Genomic DNA, 21,079 nt, shown 5'->3' on the forward strand with positions numbered 1-21,079 from the left:
ACGGCAAGAGGCCCGGTACCCCGAGGGGTGCCGGGCCTCCGGCGTTCTCCCGATGGGCTCAGAGGTTGGCCTCGAAGTCCCAGTAGGGGCGGTTGCGCTGGCGGGCGGACAGGGTGTGCGGGTGCTGGGCGCCCAGGGTCCTGGTCAGGGAGAGCAGGGCGTCCTCCTCCAGCTTCCCGGCCTCCTCGGTCTCGCGCAGCCCCCGCAGGTCGGTGGCGAGCGCGATCTGGCAGGAGAGCGTCAGGGGGTGCTCGCCGCCGAGGGCGTGCCGGGCCCTGCGCAGGGTGTCGCGGCTGAGTTCGGCGGCCTCGACGACCCTGCCGTTGAAGTTGCGGGCCGCGGTGGCGTTGAGGGCGCAGCCGAACACCCAGGGGTGGTCGGGGCCGAGCGTGACGGTGAGTCCGGCGAGCGCGGACTCCAGCATGGTCAGGGCCGAGGCCCGCTCGCCCGACGCCTGCATGACCAGGGCGGTGTTGGCGAGGACGCCGGTGGAGACGGGGTGGGCGGGCCCGAGGAGGGCCCGGTAGCCTGCCTCCGCCTCGGTGATGAGTTCTCTGGCGAGGTCGAGGTCGCCGTGCTCGCGCAGGAAGTTGGCGTAGTTGGTGACGGCGGAGAGCGTCACGTAGTGGTCGCGGCCGTACGCCTGCTCCAGGTGTTCCAGGACCCCGGCCATCATGGCGCCGATGTCCTGCTGGCCGCCCTCCCTGCGGCGGCAGAGGGCCAGCTGGCTGCGCGCGTACAGGGTGTGGAGGTGCTGCGGTCCGAGAATCTTGACGTGCAGCCGGACGTTGGCCTCCTGGCGGCCGAGGGCCTCCCGGTAGCGGCCGAGCAGCCGCAGGTCCTGGGCGACGGCGTTGTTGGAGTTGAGCGTCGAGGCGTGGTGGGGGCGCAGGACGCTCTCGCAGCGGGCGAGGGTGTCGGCGTCCTGCTCGTACGCCTCCTGGTAGCGGCCGAGCATCCGCAGGACCACGCCGAGGTTGTGGCGGGCGACGAGGGTGAGGAACTGGGTCTCGCCGAGGAGGCTCCGGGCCTCGGCGAGGGACTCCCGCTGGAGCCTCTCCGACTCCTTGTACTGGCCGAGGAAGCGCAGGTCACGTGCGAGGGAGACCTTGGTCTGCAGTTCGCCGAGCCGGTCGGTGGTCCCGGCGGCGGCCAGCCGTTCGCGCTGGGCGACGTCGAGGTCGTACGCCTCGCGGAAACGCCCGTAGCGGCGGAGGATGTCGCCTTCGAGGGTGGCGAGTTCCTGCATGTGGGGGGCGAGCGGCTCCATGAAGGCCGTCCACTCGTCGCGGATGCGGCCCGCGAGCCGGATGCCCGCCTTGTACTCTCCGCTGCGGTCGCAGAAGCGCAGGCAGTTGAGGACGGCGACCTGGATGCGCGGGTCGGTGGAGCGGAGCGCTCCGGACGGTTCCAGGTGCGGGAGGAGTTCGGAGTAGCGGGGCCACTGCCTGCTGTCGGTGGGGTTGCCGGGGTCGGCCTCGGCGAGGAGGGCGCGGACGGCCCTGCGGTGGGCGTCGCGGTGCTCTCCGTCGGTGAGCCGGGCGACGATGTCGTGCACCAGCCGGTGCATGTGGATCGACTCCTGGTGCGGGCCGATCTCGTCGGTGGTCATGGGGCCGCGGGTCTCGCGGGTGAGCACCGAGTAGTTGACGAGGGTGTCGAGGGCCCGGGTCCAGGCGGGCAGGTCGGTGGCCATCCAGCGCAGGTCCTCGGGCAGTTGGGCCTGCGGGTAGGCGCGGACGATGCCGAGGGGGATGCGGCCGGGGGCGAAGCTGGCGCACAGGCTGAGGATGTCGATGGCCTGCGGCTGGGCGCGGCGGAGCCGGTTGATCAGTATCGACCAGGAGGTGAGGGAGGCGCTGGGCATCCCGTCGCCCGTCATGGGGTCGTCGACGGTGGAGAGGCGTCCCTCGCGGACCATGCGCAGGTACTCGGGCGCGTCCATGCCGGACTCGCCGAGCCAGGCAGCGGCCTGGACGAGCGGCAGGGGTACGTCTCCGAATTCGGCGGCGACCTCGTCGGCTTCGGCGGCGTCGAGCTGCGGGGCGCGGCGCATCAGATAGCCGGTGGACTCGGCGCGGTCGAAGCTGGGGATCTCCAGGACGTCGGTGTGCTCGCGCCAGCCCCGGTTGCGGGAGGTGATGAGGACGTGGCCGGGGCCCTGCGGGAGCATGACGTCGATGCCGTCGGTGTCGTCCCAGCCGTCGAAGACGACGAGCCAGCGTCCGTGCGGGTCGCCGCGGCGCAGGGCCTCGCGGACGGCGCGGATGCGTTCGCCGGGTTCGTTGCCGACGGGGAGGCGGAGCTCGACGGCGAGTTCGCCGAGGCGGTCGCGCTGGACGTTGCGGTCGTCGGAGCTGACCCACCAGACGGCGTCGTAGTCGGGGCCGAAGCGGTGGGCGTACTCGGCGGCGATCTGGGTCTTGCCGATGCCGGACATGCCGAGCAGGGTGCACGCGGCGTTGCCGCGCTCGGCGTCCATGAGCCGTTCCTGAAGGTCCGTGAGGAGGTCGTCGCGGCCGGTGAAGCGGGGGTTGCGGCGGGGGACCTCGCCCCAGACCTCGGGCGGGGTGTCGGGGTAGCGGACGAGGGCGCCGGGTGGGATGCGGCGGCCTCCCCGGCGGGCCTCGATGCCGAGCCTGCCGAGCAGGCGGGCTTCGGCCTCCTCCTCGCCGACGCCCCAGAGGCTGACCGGTTCGAGGACGGCGGTGGCCGGGAGGAGCGGGCGGTTGGTGAGGTTGACGGCGGCGAAGCGGTCGGCGTGGGCGGCGACGAAGCCGCGCAGGACGTCGTTCCACTCCCCCGCGGGCCGGGGGCCGAGCTCGAAGAACCAGTCGTTGAGGACGAGGAGGACCTGGCCCCGGGCGAGCAGCAGGTCGCCGAGCGAGTCCGCCAGGGGGACCTCGCGGGGCGGGTCCCAGCGCTGGAGGGTGGCGCGTACGCCGTGTGTGTCCAGTCGCTGGTTGATCCAGGCCGCCCACGGCCGGTGGTATCCGGGGAAGACCACCAGGACGTGTTCGGAGGTGTTCCTGCCTCCGTGGCCCTCCGGGCCCCCGCCCGACCGCTGTTCCGCCATCTGTATGTCTCCCGTCCCGCTCGCGCGCAACGCAGTGTCATGTGCCGTGGGCACAGTGTTACCCACGGGCCCCGGGGCTCGTACCGAGGCTCGCATGGAGCTGCCGCATGTGTCGGGCGAACTCCCGCCCCTCGTTGGTCAGTTCATCGGATTCAAGCAGCATCGCCAGTGCTTCGCCCACCTGATCGTGGACATGGTCGAACTGCTGCGCGGCCCGGGTGCTCCAGGCCCCCGGCACCCGGGGGGCGTCGCGGGCCCTGCGCCACAGATCGGCCAGTGCCAGATGGGCGTAGGCCCCCTGGAAGACCCCGGCGACCGGGCGTTCGTCGGCGCGCCAGCCGACCCGGTAGAGCACGGCGGTGACGCCGGACCGGTAGAGCGGGACCAGTTCGTGGAGGGTGGACAGCTTGCTGTGGTGCAGCTCGTGCACCAGGGTCTCCGCCATGTCGAAGGCACCGGCGGACGGGGTCATGAGGACGGCCCCGGGGGCGACGCTCAGGGTGGCGCCGACGGCCCGGGGCCCCTGCGGGAGCAGCGGTACGAGCGCGCCGACCGTCCGGCCGATCTCCGCCGCCCGCGCCGGGTCGGTCCGCCGCAGCAGCTCGTGGGCGGCCCGCCAGTGCCCGGACCAGGCGGAGTGGTCGATGTCGGGCCGTTCGGCGGCGACCCTGGCCGGGGTGCCCACGCCGCCGGGAGGCACCCGGTACGGGTCGAGGTCCTCCAGGCGGGCGGCTCCCCCGGCGAGTTCCCGCAGACCGCGCCAGCCGGGGCCGCTGCCGGTCACGGAGCCGGTACGGGGACCGGCCGGCCTGAGGAGCGCGGCCGGGGCGCCGGGGGCGGCCTCGGAGTGGATCCGTACGACCTGGGAGCGTGAGATCAGCCGGACCGGGCCGGGGGCCACCAGGACGCTCCCCGCACCGGGGAGGGAGAGCACGCCTCGGGGGGCCCGCAGCACCAGGTCGAGGGGGCGTCCGGCGCGTACGGCGGCGGTGGCGGCGAGCGGTTCGAGATGGGCCAGGTGCCGGTCGAGCGCGGGCCCGGGAGGGGCGGTGAGGGCGGCGGCGAGCCAGGCGCCGGTGGTCGGGTAGTCGAGGACGGCACGGACCACGCCGGGGGCGCCGCGCTCGGTCCGTTCGAGGAGGCTCCAGGCGGCTTCGAAGCCGCGCAGGATCTCGGGGGCGATCCGGTCGCGGTGCCGTCGCACCCGTACGAGCAGGGCCTTGAGCAGCAGCAGCCGACGGGCGTGCACCCCGGACCGCAGGAAGGCCGTCCCCGCCGGACCGGGCCGGGTGGCGGCCAGCGCGGCGAAGGCCGCGGGCCGCGGCGGCGCGGCGATCATTCCCGGGCCCCGGACCGGACGACGGGCAGCGGCGGTGCGGGGGGTGCCGGGCGCCCGTCCGGGGGCCGGAAGCGGGCCCGCGGGGCCGGGCGCCGCACGGGTGCGGAGGACGCGGGGCCCGAGCCGGGGCCCGAGCCGGGGGCGGAGTCCGGACGCGCGGGCCAGGGCCCGGGTCCGGGTCGGGGCTCGGGGCCGGGTTGGACGGGACGGGGCCAGGGGCCCGAATCAGTCGGGCGGGGCACGGAATCCGGCGGTCCGGAGCGGGGTCCGGGGCCGGGCCGCTCAGGGCCGGACCACCCGGGGCCGGACCACCCGGGGCCGGTCGCGGAAAGCGGGCGGTCCGGGGGCGGGGGCCCGCCGCAGGGAGTGGGGGCCGACGGCCGCTTCCCGGGAGGTCCGGGCACGAGGAGCGGGCCCGGGGCGGTGGAGTCGGCCGGATTCCGTCGGTCGGTCGGGGGGCGGGCGAGGGTCGGCCGGGCGGCGCGGGCCGCTCCGGCGTCAGTCGGCGAGGGCGTCCTCCGGCCAGGAGACGACCAGATCCGAGGGGTTGCGCAGTACTCTCTCGACCGCCGCGCCGAGAACGGCGTCGTCCATGACCCGCAGGGTCCGCAGGTCGACGGCGGCGAGATCGGGCCGATGCGGAGACCGGTCGGCATGGCGGCCGGCACCGATCGCCCACTCCGTACGCTCGAACACTCCCGGCTCCTCCTCACCGACGCTGTCCCCCACGGTCGTAGCGGCGCAGCGGTTCTTCCCGACGCGGGTAGACCGGAAACCCATTCGATTCAACTGCGCTCATTCGCGCCCCCGTCATCCAGCCGTTTCGTCGGACGCTCATCCGACGGTGTCGCTCCAGGTCCACCAGGGCGGCGCGATCCGCCGCCGGTCCCCCTCGGCGGGGTGGGCGTTCGGCCGGTCGTGGACGCCCGCCACCTCCGTGAGCAGGGCCCTGGTCCGTTCCACGTCCGCCCGGTCGACGTCCACGAGCCGTCCGGTGAGCCGCCGCCACTGCTCGGCCGCCGTCAGCAGTTCCTTCCTGGCCCGGCCGGGGCGGCCCATCAGCCAGAGGGTCGCGCCCAGGGCGTGCCGGGCGCGGGCGCCGGTGACCGTGCCCGGGTCGTCGCCGTGGGCGGCGCGGGACTCCTCCGCCGCGTTGCGGTACGCGGCGAGGGCGTCGCCGATCACGCCGTCCCAGGCCACCTCCGCCAGTTCCAGCCGTACCCGGCCCAGTTGCAGCCAGACCTCGGCCCGCTCGCCGGGGTCGTCGGTGCCCCGGAGGGCCTGTTCGAGGAGGTGGCGGCTCTCGAAGAGGTCGGGCAGGAATCCGGCGCGGTGGAAGCGGAGCGCGAGGACGCTGCCGATCAGGGTCCTCGCCCTGGCGCGTTCGGGCGCTCCCGAGGGGAGCCGGGTGAGGGCCTCGCGCAGCACGCCCTCGGCCCGGTCGACGGGGGCCGTACCGGTGTCGGCCGCCGCCCGCCGCAGCAGCGATCCGCCCCAGGTGAGCAGGAGCGGGCCGCGCTGCGCGCTGTCGGCGGGGGCCAGGAGGGTGGCCTCCTCGTAGGCCTCGTCGGCGGCGGTCCCGTCGCCCTCGGTGTCGTACAGGCGAGCGCGCGCGGTGGTGAGGCGCAGCCGCAGGGCGTGGCCGTCGCCGAGGAGGGGTTCGGCGCGGTCGAGCGCGAGGCGGACGCGCCCGGGGGCGGCCCCGGCCAGGTGCAGGGCGTCGGCGAGGTCGAGGAAGGCGGCGGCGCTCTCGCGGAGGGTGAGGGCGGCGTCGAGTTCCCCGGCGGCGGCCTCGCCGTCGCCCCGGGCGAGGAGCAGTCGGCCGCGCCGCAGGTGGAGGGTGTGGCGGGTGGTCTCGGGCCAGTGCGTGACGTCCCCGGCGAGGGCGGTGAGGGCCGCGTCGAGGTGGCCGGGGTCGTGGGTGTCGCGCCACAGGGCGTGGTGGACGAGGGCGAGTTCGAGGCGGGCCTCGGCCCACGCCTCCTCGCCGGTACGGGCGAGTTCCCCGGCGCGTACGAGGGTCTCGGCGGCCCGGCCGAGGAGTTCGGGGCGGCGGCCGGTGCGGCGGGCGGCGGCGGTGCCCGCCTCGGCGTACAGGGCGCGGGCGAGGACGATACGGGCCTCGACGGGTTCGGCGGGGAGGGCCGCCTCGGCGCGCTCGCGGGCCCCGGCGAGCAGGGTGGGGTCGGACTGGCCCCGGCCCTGGGCGAGGAGGCGGCGGGCCTCGGTGAGCGGGTCGGGGGTGACCAGGTCGGGGTGGTAGAAGCGGAGCACGCGCGCGGGGATGCGGGCGAAGAGCTCCGTCTCGGCGCCCTCGGGGCCGAGGGGTTCGTCGGTCTCCTCGGGGAGCCCGGCGCGTCCGGTCCCGCCGTCGCCGGGGCCGGTACCCGGCTCGGTCTCCGTGCCCGAGAGACGGGCGGCGGCGAGGGCGGGGAAGTTCCTCATGCCCTGGCCGAAGTTGCGCTCCACGTAGGCGGAGCAGTGTTTGAGGACGAGGGCGGCGGCGCTGGGGTCGAGCGAGCCGAGGAGGTGCTGCTGGATGCCGGGCGGATAGCTGAAGCAGGGGTACGGGGTGGGTCCCGGGAGCCGTCGCAGGAGGCCGCTGAGGAGGACTTCGGCCAGTTCCATGGGTCCGGTGTCGGGGAGCATGGCGCGCTGCACGAGCTGCATGACGGGCAGGGTCAGCGGGGCGGCGGCGAGGTGGACGGCGAGCCGGAGCGCCCCGGGCGAGGCACCGGCCCGGAAGGCGCGCAGGAGTTCGTCGTCGGCGCGGGGGGCGCGGGGCGTTCCGGGGGTGCGGGGCGCGGGCCGCTCGGGTCCGAGCCAGGCGGCCCAGCCGCGTACCGCGTCACCGCCGTGTCCGGTGTGGAGGCGGGTCCAGGAGGCGAAGGCCTCGGGGGTGGGGGTGAGCACGGGGACGGCCCGGCGGCCGGGGACGGGGGGTCCCCAGGGCTCGTCGTCGGAGCGGAAGGCGGGGTGGCCGCCGGGGACGGCGGAGCGCTGGAAGGTGCCGGGTTCGGCGGGGAGCGCGGTGCGGGGCCACAGCCGCGGCGGCAGGGGCTGGACGAGGGCGAGCGGGGAGCGGCGGGGCCACTGGCGGAGGAAGCGCTGGGCGGCGCCGCTCTGCCAGAGGGGGCCGACGCAGTCGCTGACGACCAGGGTGAGGCGGCGGCCGGTGGGGTCGTGGAGCTGGTCGACGGGGCGCAGCCGGGGGCGGCCGTCGGCGCCGGAGGTGGTGGTGACGAGCGGGGGTCCCTCGCCGGTGTCGTGGAGGCGGTGGACCTGGACGTCGCGGAAGGCGCCGGACTGCTGGCAGGCCTGGCGGAGTTCCTCGACCATCCGGCTCCAGACGACCATGGCGGGGCCGGTGTCCATGAGGAGCTGGATGTCGGGGCGGCGGCCCGCGGCGGGCCGCATGACGGGGGTGAGGATGCCTGCGGCGGCGCTGCGTTCGGCGGTGGCCTCCTCGTCGAGGGTGCCTTCGCCGGGGCGGTGCGGGGCGGGGGCGTAGTCGCGCAGGGGGCGCAGGGCCTTCTGGAGGCCGAGGAGTCCGGGGAGGGCGTTGGCGCCGGGGGCGCGGACGGGCAGGGTCGCGCCGCGCTCGGGGGCTCCGGCGGGCCGGGGGACGACCCCGGTTCCGGTGGCCATGTGGAGGCCCACGGAGTCGCGGACGAGTGTGTCGCCGGGGGCGGGCGTGGCGGTCGCGGTGCCGGTGGGCCCGTCCGGCGGGCCGTCGCCGGGGGTGTCGCCCGAGGTGCCCGGACGGTCGCGGGCGGCCGGGTCCCCCGGGGCGCCGGGGTGCTCGGGGTCCTCCCGTCCGGCCGGGTCCGCGCGGGCGGCCGGGGTTGCCGGGTCCGCCGGTTCCTCCGGTGGAGGGCCGGGCAGCCACCGGGACAGCCAGACGGCGTCGGCGATGTCCTCGGCGGTGGGGTCCTGGCCGGCGGCCCGCAGTCTGCGGGTCAGCTCCTCCAGCTGGGTCCGGAGCATCCGACCGTCACCTCGGCTGGTCGAGTGGCTGCATGAGCATGTCGGCGATGCGTTCCCTGGTGACCCGTTCCGCGCGGGAGGCGTGCTGGGTCAGGTAGAGGGCGTTGAGGAGCTGGTCGGTGGCGATCACCTCGCCGGGTTCCCGGTTGAGGAAGCGCTGGACGAGTCCCCGTTCCGCCTCTCCGGTGGCGGTGTCGACGCCCAGGTGCGCCTCGATCATCGCGCCGACCTGCTCCTCGCCGGGCGGTTCGAGTTCCAGCCGGATGCAGCGGCGCAGCAGGGCGGCGGGGAAGTCCCGTTCGCCGTTGGAGGTGAGGACGATGAAGGGGAAGGTGGTGCAGCGGACCCGGCCCCCGAAGACGCGGACCTTGCGGCCGTCGTCGCTGAGCACCTCCACGACGGGTTCGCGGTCCGCGAGCCGTTCCAGCTCGGGAATGGCGAACTCGCCCTCCTCCAGGGCGTTCAGAAGATCGTTCGGCAGGTCGAGGTCGCTCTTGTCGAGTTCGTCGATGAGCAGTACCCGGGGCTGCTCGGAGGGGAGCAGCGCGGTCCCGAGCGGCCCCAGCCTGATGTACGAGCCGATGCCCGCGGGGGCGGCCGCCGTGGCGCCGGGCGCCCCGGTCTGGGCGCGTTCCAGCTGGACGTCCTGGAGGCGGCCGATGGCGTCGTACCGGTAGAGGCCGTCCTGGAGGGTCGTACGGCTGACGATCGGCCAGCGCAGGACCCGGCCGAGGCGCAGTTCGTGGGCGACGGCGTGCGCGAGGGTGGACTTGCCGGTGCCGGGGTTGCCGGTGACGAGCAGGGGGCGGCGCAGGTAGAGGGCGGCGTTGACGGCGTCGGTCTCGGCGGGCCGGGGGTGGTGGTTCTGGACGAGCCTGCGCCGGACGCCGAGGCGCCGGTCGGCACCGGCCAGGGTGTCGTCGGCGCCGCCCGTCGAGAAGTCGCGCCAGGGCGGCGGGGCGGGCAGCCGCTGGATCTCGTCGTGCGGGAGACCGGCACCACGGTAGATCCGCCAATCGTTCACGATGGACTCCTCCTGGCTGTGGTGTCGTTGCCGGGCCCGTCGAACGTACCGCCCGGAGGCGGCGGCTGCCGACGGACCTTCAGGACGGATCGCGGGCGCCCGGTCCCGGTGGGCGCTCCCGTCACTGCTCCCCCTCCCCGAGCAGGGGCGGGGCTTCCAGCCTGCCGCCGTGCGGCGGCCGGTCGGGCGGGTCGAGCAGGACGGCGATGCTCTCCGCCCAGGCGTACGCGGCGCGTGCCTCGGGTCCGGCGGCCGGGTCGGTCGCCCGGGTGCGCAGGGAGCGGACCGGGCCGCGCACGCCCCAGGCGGTGGTGGCGTCCGTGAGCAGCCGGTCGGCGCGCTCGTGGAACTCGGCGCAGTCGGTGTGGTCGTGGGCGCCGGTCCGCCAGAGCGCGAGCGGATGGCCGGCGGCCAGCGCCGCGTTCATCGCCATGAGTCCGTCACCGCTGCCGACCGGGCCGCAGTAGACGGGGACGGTGCCGCCCGCCGCGTCCCTGAGCCGGTCGTACGTCTCCGCCCAGGTCTCCCGGCGTACGCGCGCGGTGTGCGCGTCGGGGCCCGCGCCGGGCGCCTCGGCGCGCAGCGGGGCGGCGTGCAGCGGGCCGCGCTCCCCGGCCTCCCAGCGCTCGCGCCATTCGGGGGAGGGTTCCCTGGCGTGTCTGCGGGCGTCCCGGATGACGACGATCCGGCGCTGGCCGAGAGTCGTCGTCCAGTCGTCGTCGGGTCCTGGGGGCGGTTCGAGACGCCAGGTGTCGAGGGGTTCGTCGAAGAGTTCGCGGGGGAGCACGGCCTCCACGGCGGCCAGGTGGGGTCCGCTGTCGCCGCGCCGCAGGGCGTCCGCGAGGGGTTCGCGCAGGGTCTCCCTGAGCCTGGCCCGCTCGACGCCCCGGTCGTCGCCGTGGAGGGGGCTGACGGTCTGCCCGTCGAGCAGCAGCTTGACCCGCCACGGGTAACGGCGGTCGTAGCGGGGGGTGTCGATCTCCAGGAGGACGTCGGCACGCGCGCGTGGTTCGCGTACGGACAGGGGGGCGGGGCGGCCGGGGCTGACGAGCCCGTCGATCTCGCGGCGCAGGAACCGGCCCGCGTCGCCCGACTCGTCGATGATCCAGCGGGTGAGTCCGGCGGTGTCGGCCCGGGGCCCGTACCGGCCGCCGACGTGCCGGACGACATGCGCCGCGTACAGGAGCACCGCGTCCGGTTCGAGGTCGGCGACGCCGTCCCTGCGGGGGGCGCGGAGTCCGCGCAGGAGTCCGGCGCCCTCGCTCCAGGTGCGCGGGTCGTGCTCCAGGGCGTCCGGCAGGTCGTCCTCCCTGATCCAGGCCTTGACCTGGTCGACGAGGTCGAGGATCTCACCGGGCGCGGTGGGTGCGGGCAGGTCGGCGAAGTGTCCGTAGAGGTGGGTGCGCTGTCCGGGGGTGAGGCCCTGTGAGGCGGGCAGCAGCCGCTGGGCGCGGGTCCAGTCGGGCCGGTCGTCCAGCGAGCGGTAGCGGGCGAGGTGGTGCCGGTCGTGGGCGCGCAGGGCCTCGCCCATGGCCTCGCCGCCCGGCAGGTCGTGCAGCCTGCGCAGGGCGGTGACGGGGACGACGGCGCCCCCGTCGGGTCCCCGGCCCTTGTTGAGCCCGATGACGGCGCCCTGCCGGTGGTCGAGGACGGGGCCGCCGGAGCAGCCCTCGACGGGCATGACCCAGTCGGTGAGGAGGGCCTTCCCGTCGCTGCCGTTCAGGGTGCCGTGGACGTGCCGGACGCCGAGTTCGCCGGTCTCGCGGGACCAGCCGTGCAGCCCGACGGGGGTCGGCAGCGCGGGCGGGCGCTCACCGAGCCGTACGCACGAGGCCTTCTGCGTGCCGGGGACGCGGACGAGCGCGAGGTCGGGGAAGGGCCACCGGTCCGGCGGGGCGTCGGGGTGCTCGGGGCGGGGCAGGGCGAGCGCGACGGTGCCGACGGTCTCCCGGGTGGTCTTGCCGTCCTCCCAGGTGATGCCGACGGCCGGTTCGCTCCTCCACACCGCGCTTCCTCCCTCGGCCACGACATGGGCGCAGGTCAGCACCCAGCCGGGGGCGATGAAGAAGCCGGTGCCCCAGTACCGGTCGCCGCCGGGGTCATACCCGCTGCCGGGAGCGGCGATGCGTACGAGCGCGGGGCGCACGAGAGCGTCGAAGGGGCTCATGCGGTGCCGCCTTCCGTCGGCCCCCCTTCGGGGACTCTTTCCGGGGCGCCGGGACCGGCCGGGGGCGCGGCGGGCGTCGGGGGCACGGTCGGCGCGGGCGGCACGGCGGCGGCCCGCGCGGGCGGGAGGTGCGGGGCGGGAGGTGCGGATACGGCGGCGGGCGGGGGTACGGGGACGGCGGCGGGCGGGGGTACGGGTGCCGGGGACCCGGCCCCGGGGGCTTCGCCGGACGGGGCACCCGGGGGAAGGGCTCCGGCGTCCCGGGCGGGGAGGTCGGTGGCGCGGCCCGGTTCGGTCCAGGTCAGGGAGACGTTCACGGAGGCCGTGCCGGAGCCGTCGGCGAGGACCCCGATGACCTTGCCCGACTGCGCCGACAGTTCGATGCCGAAGCTGACGGCGACCTCGACCGGGCCCCTGGGTTCGAGCCCGGCGCGCAGCGAGCCGACCACCCCGCGCACCACGTCCGTGAGCCCGCCGGTCATCGAGACCACCCGGTCCCTGACACCGGTGTCCTGGAACCCGCCGCCCCGGCCGAGTTCCTGCACGTCACGGACCCTGGCCCACACCGGTGTGCCATCGTCCAGCCGAACCCTGGCGATTCCGTCCGTCACAGCGGCCCCCGCTCCCCGAAACGATGATGGGGAAGGCTAGTCGGTGGGGCTGACAGGCGACAGGGGACAGGGGGCGTGCGCCTATCCTGATCGCATGTACTTCACCGACCGTGGCATCGAGGAACTGGAGAAGCGGCGAGGCGAGGAGGAGGTCACCTTCGAGTGGCTCGCCGAGCAGCTGCGGACCTTCGTCGATCTCAACCCCGACTTCGAGGTGCCGGTCGAGCGCCTCGCGACCTGGCTGGCCCGTCTGGACGACGACGAGGACGACGAGGAGTAGGGAGCGCCGGGCGCGCGGGCGAGGGCGCGGCGCCACGCGCGCGCGTGGCCGGTTGGGCGGGGGTACGCGCGGGCGTGTCCCCGCCCACCGGCGTCCCCGGGGCCTCCCGCCGTCGGCGCGGCGCGGACGGCGTGAACCACCGGGGGCGGGTCCCCCGCGCGCGTGGGACCGGCTCGTCCACGGGGATCGGTACTTCGGCGGGCACGGGTCCCCCGCGCGCGTAGGGCCGCGCGGGCGCAGGACCGACGGCCGTGGTGGCGCTGCTCGGCGCGCGGTTCCGGCCCGTTCGGTCAGTTCTCCCGCAGCCGGTCGTAGAGCAGCCCCAGCGCGCCGTGTGCCACGAGCAGCGCCCCGGCCGTCGTCCAGCCGCCGCTGCGGCGGCCGACCCCCCAGCACAGCAGCGGCACTCCCGCCGCCAGCTGGACCCCGGCCAGCGCACGGGCCCGGGGACCGCGCAGGTACGGGCCGAGGGGGCCCTCCTCCACCGCGTCCAGTTCCGCGCGCACGGCGTCCCGCCAGCCGGGCCATTCGAGCTGCTCGGCGCCCCCGGCGAGGGCCACGGAACGGAGCCGCTCGGCGCTCTCGCCGGGGAGGAGTCCGGTGGGCAGGGCGAGTCCGGTGCGTCCGAGGACGGCGACGACACCGAGGAGACGGCTGGCGGCGTCGGCGTCCGGGTCGGGCCCGGTGAGCGGTTCCAGGGCCTGGACGTCCAGGACGGGGTCGAGGGCGAGCCGGTCGGCGAAGGTGCGCATGGCCTCGTCCTCGCCGACGGGGGTGCCGTCCGCGAGCCAGGTGTAGCCGACCGTGCGGCGGAACCCGGCGGCGAGGGTGAGTCCGGCCCGGTCGCGGTCCCACCAGAGCGCGACCACCGGCCAGGCGGCGGCGGAGACGGCGAGGGCGGTGGCCCAGCCGGTGACGACCTGCTCGACGGACTCCCCGTCCTGGAGCCAGGGCCTGCCCTCCGGTACGAGGACGCTCCAGTCCTCGCCCGCGGGGGCGAGGAGAAGCTGTTCGCGGAGCAGCTGCGCCGGTGGGCGGACCGCTGGAGGATCGGCACGGCAGAGCAGCAGCGCCCCGGCGGGGCTCGGTCCGGATGTCGCGTTCATGGACCCCACGCTAGGGCAGTTTGTCCGTGTACGGCAGCCATTGCCCCCGACCCTGTCAGGGAAGAGTCAGGGTTGACTTCACTTGGCCGCGATATATCGTGTCTAGCGAGAGACGCGATATGTTGCGTTGCCGAAACGGGAGGTCAGCACCATGACAGAGTGGTCCGTCACCGAGCCGACGAAGCTGGCACCGCCCGAGCCCGTGACCCGGCTGCGGGTCCGCATCGTCAACGGCACGGTGAACGTGGTGGGGACAGAGGAGAGTTCCGCCCGCGTGGAGATCAGCGAGATCGAGGGACCGCCGCTGATCGTGTCGCAGGACGGCTCCACGCTGACCGTGAGCTACGAGGACCTCCAGTGGAAGAGCATCCTCAAATGGCTCGACCGCAAGGAGTTCCGGCGCCGGGCCGTGGTCTCCGTAGCCGTCCCCGCGGGTGTCGACGTCGAGGTGGGCGTGGTCGGCGCCGAGGCCGTCGTGACCGGCATCAGGGGGCGCACGGAGGTGCGGGGTGTCACCGGTGACACCACTCTCCTCGGGCTCTCCGGCCCGGTCCGCGCCGAGAGCGTCTCGGGCAGTCTGGAGGCCCAGTCGGTCACCGGCGCCCTGCGGATCAACTCCGTGACCGGGGACGTGACGGTGATCGAGGGCGCGGGCGCCTCCGTGAAGGCGGAGACCGTCAGCGGCGACATGGTCATCGATCTCGACCCCGCCGAGCTCGACGGCCCGCCCGCCGACATCCAGCTCGCCAGCGTCTCCGGCGAGGTCGCCATCCGCCTCCCGCATCCGGCCGACGCCCGGGTGGAGGCCAGCACCACCAGCGGCTCGCTGTCCAACGCCTTCGAGAGCCTGCGGGTGAGCGGCCAGTGGGGCACCAGAAGCGTCACCGGCACCCTCGGTTCCGGCCGGGGCACCCTCAAGGCGACCACCGTCTCCGGTTCCATCGCCCTGCTCCGCCGTCCGGAGCCGGACGAGGACACCGGCTCCTCCCCCTCCGCCACCCCCTCCGCGTCCGGAAAGGTGCTCTGACATGCCGCCCGTCTTCGCGCACGGCCGCCTCCGTCTGTATCTGCTCAAGCTGCTCGACGAGGCCCCGCGCCACGGCTACGAGGTGATCCGCCTGCTGGAGGAGCGCTTCCAGGGGCTGTACGCGCCCTCGGCCGGCACGGTCTATCCAAGACTCGCCAAGCTGGAGGCCGAGGGCCTCGTCACCCACGCCAGCGAGGGAGGCCGGAAGGTCTACTCGATCACGGACGCGGGCCGTGCCGAACTGGCCGGGCGCGGGACCGAACTGGACGACCTGGAGCGGGAGATCCGCGAATCGGTGTCGGAGCTGGCGGCGGAGATGCGCGACGACGTGCGCGGCGCGGCGGGCCGGGTCCGCAGCGAGATGCGTGCGGAGGCGGGCCGGACCCGTACAGCCGAGTCCTCCTCGTTCGCCGAGGCCAAGGAGGAGCTGCGCCGGGTCGGACAGGAGTGGAAGGAGCAGGCCCGGCAGGCCCGCGCCGAGGCGAAGACGGCCCGCCACCAGGCGAAGGAGTTCCAGCGGATCGCCCAGCAGGTGCAGGACGAGGTGCAGGACCGCTTCTCCCGGGGCGACTGGCCCAAGGGCGTCTGGGAGGGCCTCTCGGACATCACGTCCCAGCTCGGCGGCCTGGTGACGGGCACGACCCCGCCGAAGGCGGCGCCCCAGGAGCCGGTGTACACCCCGGCACCGCCCGGTGAGGCCCCCGAGTGGGCCAGGGACACCGAGGGCTCGGGCGACCCGGCCCGCGACCTGGACCGTCTCCTCGACCGGTTCCGCGACGAGATCCGCGACGCGGCGCGCGACCACGGGGTGAGCCAGGAGCAACTGGCCGAGACCCGCGACCGCCTGTCGGCGGCGGCGGTCGGGATCACCGGTCTGCTGCGGTCACCGGAAAGAGGCTAGGAGGACGGGGTCAGCCCCGGGTGACCGTGACGGTCACCCGGGCCCCGGGGGCGGCCAGGACCCAGGCCCTGCCCTGACCGGTGCGGAGGACCAGCGCACCGCCCCGGGCCGTCACCCGCCAGTCGCCGGGCGGCAGGGACAGCTCGGTGACCCGGGAGCCGCGCCGGTCGGTTGAGTCGTAGGCGAGGCGGTAGACCCCGGCCCCGGGGTCGTAGACGGCGGAGCGGACCGTGCCCGCGACGGCCTCCGCGTACGGCTCGGCCGTCAGCTCCTTGTTCGTCCGGAAGGTTCCGGTGCCGTCCACCGCGCAGTAGCCGCCGCCGTAGCACCACACATAGCCCGCCGAACCGGAGCTGTAGCGGCCGAGGGAGGCCATGGCGTCCCGGTAGAAGCGGTTCATGTTCGGGAGGGAGTTGTTGAGCGGCCCCCACTCCCCCACGACCACGGGGACCTTGTACTCCTCGGGGTAGCGGGTGACCGCTTGTTCGTAGGTCTCGATCCAGCGCGCAGCGGGATCGTAGTCGGCGCCCGCCTCCATGCCGGTGTTGTAGAAGTGCGGGGCGTAGACGATCTTCGGGTCGTCGATCCGGCCCAGCCCGGTGGGCACGCCCTCGCCGACGATCGGAGTCGGCTCGACGAAGATCCAGCGGGACCTGTCGACCGTACGGACCGCGTCCGCGAGCCGGTTGTACATCGGGGTGAGCTGGTCGCGTTCGATGCGGCGGGCGGCCGTGGCGAGGTCCTCGCCCTCCTTCAGCTCTCCCATCGGTTCGTTGATCAGGTCGTAGCCGAGGACGGCCGGGTGGCCGCCGAAGCGGTCGGCGAGCAGCCGCCACATACGGGCCTGGGCGCGCTGGAGGTCCTCGTCCTCGTAGAGGTGGGTGAAGGCGCGCTGGACGGCGGGCTGGAAGTACTCGGAGAACCAGTCGTCCGGGTTCGGGGTGAAGGGCAGTCCGTCGGTCCTGGTCGCCCAGGCGGGCACGCCCCGGTGACCGAACGCGGGCCCGAAGACGTCCTGGTGGGCGTCGATGAGGACCTTGACGTCGTACTTCGCGGCCCAGTCGAGGATGCGGCCGATCTTCCTCAGATAGCCCTGGCTGTACTGGCCGGGGCGGGGCTCCAGGTCGTCCCAGAAGACGAGGAGGCGGGCGAAGTTGAAGCCCTTGGCCCGCATGTCGCGGAAGTGGCGTTCGGTGACGGCGGAGAGGGCGGCGTCGCCCCGGTTGGCCTTGTCCTCGACGTTCCAGCCCCGAAGGGTGAGGGTGCGGCCGTACGCGTCGGTGAGGGCGGGGATCGCGGGGCCGTCCGCGCGGACGGCGGCCACCGCCCCGCTCGGGACGGGGCGGACCGCCGCCCCCGTTCCCTCGGGGGTGGCCCGGGACGCACCGTCCGGGGCGGCGTGGGCGGCCGTCGGGACGAGGAGCGCGGCGACGACGGTCGCGGCAAGGGTGGTTCGCAGCAAGGAAGACCTCCGGCACAGAGATGTGAGCGATGTTCACCTTTCGCGTGCCGGAGATCCCATCAGTTGTCCTGACGCGTCATCAAGAGGTCGTCAGCACGATCTTTCCGAAGAGTTCGCCGGAGGCCATCCGCGCGAAGCCCTCCCGCGCCCGGTCCAGGGGCAGGACCTCGTCGACGACGGGCCGGACACCGGTGGCGGCGCAGAAGGAGAGCAGGTCCTCCAGCTCGTCCTTGGAGCCCATGGTGGAGCCGACGACCTTCAGCTCCAGGAAGAAGATCCGGGTCAGTTCGGCGTGCGCGGGCCGGTCGCCGCTGGTGGCGCCCGAGATGACGAGGGTGCCGCCGGGACGCAGCGACTTGACCGAGTGCGACCAGGTGGCGGCGCCGACGGTCTCGATGACCGCGTCCACCCGCTGCGGGAGCCGGGCGCCGGGCTCGTACGCCTCGACGGCGCCGAGTTCCACGGCCCGCCGGCGCTTGGCCTCGTCGCGGCTGGTGGCGAAGACCCGCAGCCCCGCGGCCTTGCCGAGGACGATGGCGGCGGTGGCGACCCCGCCGCCCGCGCCCTGCACGAGCACCGAGTCACCGGGCCGTACGCCCGCGTTGGTGAAGAGCATCCGGTACGCGGTCAGCCAGGCGGTGGGCAGACAGGCGGCCTCCTCGAAGGAGAGTTCCTTCGGCTTGGGCAGGACGTTCCAGCGGGGCACGGTCACCCGCTCGGCGAAGGTGCCCTGGTAGCGCTCGGTGAGGATGGAGCGGGGCTCGTCGGGCCCGACCCCGTGTCCGGTCTGTCCGATCACGGAGTGCAGGACGACCTCGTTGCCGTCCTCGTCGATGCCCGAGGCGTCACAGCCGAGGATCATCGGCAGCTTCTCCTCGGGGAGCCCGACCCCGCGCAGCGACCAGAGGTCGTGGTGGTTGAGCGAGGCGGCCCTGACGGTGACGGTGGTCCAGCCGGGCCGCGCCTCGGGTTCGGGGCGTTCGCCCAGTTCGAGGCCGTTCAGGGGCTGGTCGCGGTCGATTCTGGCGGCGTAGGCAGCGAACATGGGCCCGACCCTAGGGGCCCGTGGACGGCCGGGGAACCACACCCCGATGTGACCCATGTCGCCCGGCGCGTCGCCGCTCCCCGGCCGCCACCGGACGCCCGGAGCGAGCACGGCACAGCACCAGCACCAGCACCAGCACCAGCACCGGACGCACGCACCCTCCTCCACCACGCACGCGCCCCCACAGACCCCACCGACCCCACCGAACGCCGAACTCCCCGGCCCCGGCCCCGGACACGCCGAAGGGCTCCGTCCCGGTCCGGAACGGAGCCCTCTGGCGTACCGGTGCCGCGTCCCCGCATGGACACGGCACCGGGTGGCGCGCGTCAGCGGCGGGCGACGCCCTCCGCGCGGGCGGTGGCGGCGACCGCGGCGGCGACCGCCGGGGCGACGCGCTCGTCGAACGGCGACGGGATGACGTAGTCGGCGGCGAGTCCGTCACCGACCACGTCCGCGATCGCCTCGGCCGCGGCGATCTTCATGCCCTCGGTGATCCGGGAGGCCCGGACCTGGAGCGCGCCCGCGAAGATCCCGGGGAACGCGAGGACGTTGTTGATCTGGTTCGGGTAGTCCGAACGACCGGTCGCCACGACGGCCGCGTACTTGTGCGCGACATCGGGGTGGACCTCGGGGTTCGGGTTGGCCATGGCGAACACGAAGGCGTTCGGGGCCATGGAGGCGACGGCCGCCTCGGGGACCGTACCGCCGGAGACGCCGATGAAGACGTCGGCACCGGCCAGGGCGGCGTCCAGGGGACCGCTGATGCCCGCCTTGTTCGTCAGTTCGGCGATCTCGCGCTTGACGTCGGTGAGGTCGTCCCGGTCGCGGCTGACGATGCCCTTGCGGTCGGCGACGGCGACGTCACCGAGACCGGCCTCCAGGAGGAACTTGGCGATGGCGATCCCGGCCGCACCGGAGCCGGAGATGACCGCGCGCAGGTCACCGAGGGTCCTGCCGGTCAGCTTCGCCGCGTTGCGGAGAGCGGCGAGGGTGACGATGGCGGTGCCGTGCTGGTCGTCGTGGAAGACGGGGATGTCGAGGCGCTCCTGGAGCTTGCGCTCGATCTCGAAGCACCGCGGCGCCGAGATGTCCTCCAGGTTGACGCCGCCGAAGGACGGGGCGAGCCGGACGACGGTCTCGACGATCTCGTCGGTGTCGGTGGTCGCGAGGGCGATCGGGACCGCGTCCACTCCGCCGAACTGCTTGAAGAGGATGGCCTTCCCCTCCATGACCGGGAGGGAGGCCTCCGGGCCGATGTCACCGAGGCCGAGCACCGCGGTCCCGTCGGTCACCACGGCGACGACCTGGGACTTCCAGGTGTAGTCGTTGACCAGCTCGGGCTGCTCGGCGATCGCGGTGCACACCTTGGCGACGCCGGGCGTGTACGCGAGGGACAGGTCGTCCTTGTCCCGGAGGGGAACGGTGGCCTGGATGGCCATCTTGCCGCCCCGGTGGAGGGCGAAGACAGGATCGAAGAGCTCTTCGGGAGCCCCTTCCGTACCGCTGTCATTGCGAGGATTGACGATCTCCGCTGCCATTGGGTTGACCCCTTACGGTCTTTTCATTTGAGGGTGGCCACTCCCGGTTGAGGAGGGGTGGGGAGGCACCGCGGCCGCCGTGTCTGGCAGCCGCTCGGGCGCGCCGCACAACGCGCCCTGAGCCCCGGATGAGGGGTGTAAGGATCCTTCTTACCGGACGGACCACACCGTGGACGAGTCCATACCTCCTCGGTGACATGACTCATACCGAGCGCATCCGGACGCGGACGGAGAGCGACACGTCACACGATGTCCTGACAGATGCCACCCGGGAATGATTGGCGGCCTTCCCGTCGTCCGTATGCCGAGATGGGCGAGAAATCCTCCGGTGACGCGAGGGACGGACCGGAGATGGTCCGGCCTTGCGGCACACGGCCATCGGCGTCAGATGGTCACCCGTTACCCGATTTTGACATCCGTGGCCGTCTGTTTGAGCTGGTCCGAATGGCAAGATGCCGTAATCACACGGGGTCACGACCATCGAAGACGCGTACGTGGCCTCCCTGGCAACTCCCTCATACGCCGGAGGAACCCGATCATGACCGCACGCACCACGCGCTGTACGACCGCCAAGACCCGCACGTCCCGTCTTGCCGCGGTCGCCGCCCTCGCGGTCGCCGGCTCCGTCCTGCTGACCGCCTGCGGCGACCAGACCGACAACGGCGGAGCCGCCACTCCGACGAAGGGCGGCGGCTCCGCGTCCACGAACGCCGCGCCGCTCTTCTCCAAGCTCCCGGCGGACATCCAGAAGTCCGGTGTCATCAAGGTCGGCACGGACGCCTCGTACGCGCCGATGGAGTTCACCGAGGGCGGGAAGATCGTCGGTGTCGACCCCGACATCGCGCAGGCCCTGAGCAAGCAGCTGGGCGTCGAGCTCCAGTTCACCTCGGGCACCTTCGACGGTCTGATCACCTCGATCTACACCGGCCGCCAGCAGCTGATCATGTCCTCGATGACGGACAACAAGAAGCGGCAGGAGGGCCTGGACGACAACGGCAAGAAGATCGGCAAGGGCATCGACTTCGTCGACTACTTCAGCTCCGGCGTCTCCCTGCTGGTCAAGAAGGGCAACCCGCAGGGCATCAACTCGCTCGACGACCTCTGCGGGAAGACCGTCGCCGTCCAGCGCGGCACGATCTACGAGGACACCTTCAAGGCCCAGGCCACGAAGTGCGGCGACAAGAAGCTGACGGTCCAGGCCTTCGACAGCGACGCCGAGGCCCAGACCCGCGTCAAGGCCGGTGGCGCCGTGGCCGACCTGAACGACTACCCGGTCGCCGCGTACATCGCGAAGACCTCGGGCGGCGGCAACGACTTCGAGGTCGTCGGCAGCCAGAGCGACGTCGGCCTCTTCGGCATCGGCGTCTCGAAGGAGAACACCCAGCTGCGCGACGCCGTCAAGGAGGCGCTCGACGCGATCATCAAGGACGGCACGTACGCCCAGGTCCTGAAGAAGTGGAACGTCGAGGGCAGCGCCGTCGCGTCGGCCACCGTCAACGCCGGCAAGTGACCTCCC

The 21,079-nt window shown here is 74.1% G+C and carries 15 protein-coding genes; 4 read left to right on the forward strand and 11 right to left on the reverse strand.

Annotation, left to right across the window (positions count from 1 at the left end; all coding sequences use genetic code 11):
• Positions 1-58: 58 nt before the first annotated feature.
• From fxsT to ACIO92_RS16715, 7 genes are all read right to left on the reverse strand, one after another.
• A complete protein-coding gene (gene fxsT, locus ACIO92_RS16685; protein WP_402057679.1) occupies positions 59-3,076 on the reverse strand; it encodes an FxSxx-COOH system tetratricopeptide repeat protein in 3,018 nt (1,005 codons plus the stop codon).
• A 58-nt stretch (positions 3,077-3,134) separates the two neighbouring features.
• The gene (locus ACIO92_RS16690) at positions 3,135-4,415 is read right to left on the reverse strand and encodes an HEXXH motif domain-containing protein (RefSeq protein ID WP_402281677.1); all 1,281 of its coding nucleotides are present in this window, start codon (positions 4,413-4,415) and stop codon (positions 3,135-3,137) included.
• A gap of 498 nt (positions 4,416-4,913) precedes the next feature.
• Positions 4,914-5,111 carry a hypothetical protein gene (locus tag ACIO92_RS16695; protein WP_366440271.1) on the reverse strand — a complete coding sequence of 66 codons (198 nt, stop codon included), beginning with the start codon at positions 5,109-5,111 and terminating at the stop codon, positions 4,914-4,916.
• A gap of 138 nt (positions 5,112-5,249) precedes the next feature.
• On the reverse strand, positions 5,250-8,402 hold the full coding sequence (locus tag ACIO92_RS16700) for an SAV_2336 N-terminal domain-related protein (RefSeq protein WP_366440270.1): 3,153 nt from the start codon (positions 8,400-8,402) through the stop codon (positions 5,250-5,252).
• 7 nt (positions 8,403-8,409) lie between these two features.
• Entirely contained in the window at positions 8,410-9,426 is a 1,017-nt protein-coding gene (locus tag ACIO92_RS16705; RefSeq protein ID WP_366440269.1) for a MoxR family ATPase, read from the reverse strand.
• A gap of 121 nt (positions 9,427-9,547) precedes the next feature.
• Positions 9,548-11,593 (reverse strand): trypsin-like peptidase domain-containing protein, encoded by a 2,046-nt coding sequence (locus ACIO92_RS16710; protein ID WP_366440268.1) that lies wholly within the window; start codon positions 11,591-11,593, stop codon positions 9,548-9,550.
• Positions 11,590-12,204, reverse strand: coding sequence for a CU044_2847 family protein (locus tag ACIO92_RS16715; RefSeq protein WP_401236913.1), 615 nt, complete (start codon positions 12,202-12,204; stop codon positions 11,590-11,592). The genes ACIO92_RS16710 and ACIO92_RS16715 overlap by 4 nt, the downstream gene beginning before the upstream one ends.
• Positions 12,205-12,298: 94 nt before the next feature.
• On the opposite strand from ACIO92_RS16715, the gene ACIO92_RS16720 reads away from it, so the two are divergent.
• Positions 12,299-12,484, forward strand: a complete 186-nt coding sequence (locus tag ACIO92_RS16720; RefSeq protein ID WP_030207192.1) for a DUF6104 family protein — start codon at positions 12,299-12,301, stop codon at positions 12,482-12,484.
• Positions 12,485-12,774: 290 nt separating this feature from the next.
• On the opposite strand, the gene ACIO92_RS16725 is transcribed toward ACIO92_RS16720, so the two are convergent.
• Positions 12,775-13,590, reverse strand: coding sequence for a hypothetical protein (locus tag ACIO92_RS16725; protein ID WP_401236911.1), 816 nt, complete (start codon positions 13,588-13,590; stop codon positions 12,775-12,777).
• 151 nt (positions 13,591-13,741) lie between these two features.
• Between ACIO92_RS16725 and ACIO92_RS16730 the strand changes: the two genes are divergently transcribed.
• Both ACIO92_RS16730 and ACIO92_RS16735 read left to right on the forward strand, forming a co-directional pair.
• Positions 13,742-14,617 (forward strand): DUF4097 family beta strand repeat-containing protein, encoded by an 876-nt coding sequence (locus tag ACIO92_RS16730; RefSeq protein WP_366440265.1) that lies wholly within the window; start codon positions 13,742-13,744, stop codon positions 14,615-14,617.
• A gap of 1 nt (position 14,618) precedes the next feature.
• Complete coding sequence (locus ACIO92_RS16735) at positions 14,619-15,518, forward strand: helix-turn-helix transcriptional regulator (RefSeq protein ID WP_401236909.1); 900 nt, start codon at positions 14,619-14,621, stop codon at positions 15,516-15,518.
• Positions 15,519-15,528: 10 nt separating this feature from the next.
• Here the strand turns inward: ACIO92_RS16735 and ACIO92_RS16740 are convergent, their stop codons facing one another.
• The 3 genes from ACIO92_RS16740 to ACIO92_RS16750 all read right to left on the reverse strand — a co-directional run bounded on the left by ACIO92_RS16740 (position 15,529) and on the right by ACIO92_RS16750 (position 19,563).
• On the reverse strand, positions 15,529-16,980 hold the full coding sequence (locus tag ACIO92_RS16740; RefSeq protein WP_401236907.1) for a cellulase family glycosylhydrolase: 1,452 nt from the start codon (positions 16,978-16,980) through the stop codon (positions 15,529-15,531).
• Between the two features lie 79 nt (positions 16,981-17,059).
• On the reverse strand, positions 17,060-18,025 hold the full coding sequence (locus ACIO92_RS16745) for a zinc-binding dehydrogenase (protein WP_366440263.1): 966 nt from the start codon (positions 18,023-18,025) through the stop codon (positions 17,060-17,062).
• A 326-nt stretch (positions 18,026-18,351) separates the two neighbouring features.
• Positions 18,352-19,563, reverse strand: coding sequence for an NADP-dependent malic enzyme (locus ACIO92_RS16750; RefSeq protein ID WP_366440262.1), 1,212 nt, complete (start codon positions 19,561-19,563; stop codon positions 18,352-18,354).
• A gap of 538 nt (positions 19,564-20,101) precedes the next feature.
• On the opposite strand from ACIO92_RS16750, the gene ACIO92_RS16755 reads away from it, so the two are divergent.
• The gene (locus ACIO92_RS16755) at positions 20,102-21,073 is read left to right on the forward strand and encodes an ABC transporter substrate-binding protein (RefSeq protein WP_366440261.1); all 972 of its coding nucleotides are present in this window, start codon (positions 20,102-20,104) and stop codon (positions 21,071-21,073) included.
• Positions 21,074-21,079 lie beyond the last annotated feature (6 nt).

It is taken from the genome of Streptomyces sp. NPDC087215, assembly GCF_044744885.1.
Lineage (GTDB): Bacteria > Actinomycetota > Actinomycetes > Streptomycetales > Streptomycetaceae > Streptomyces.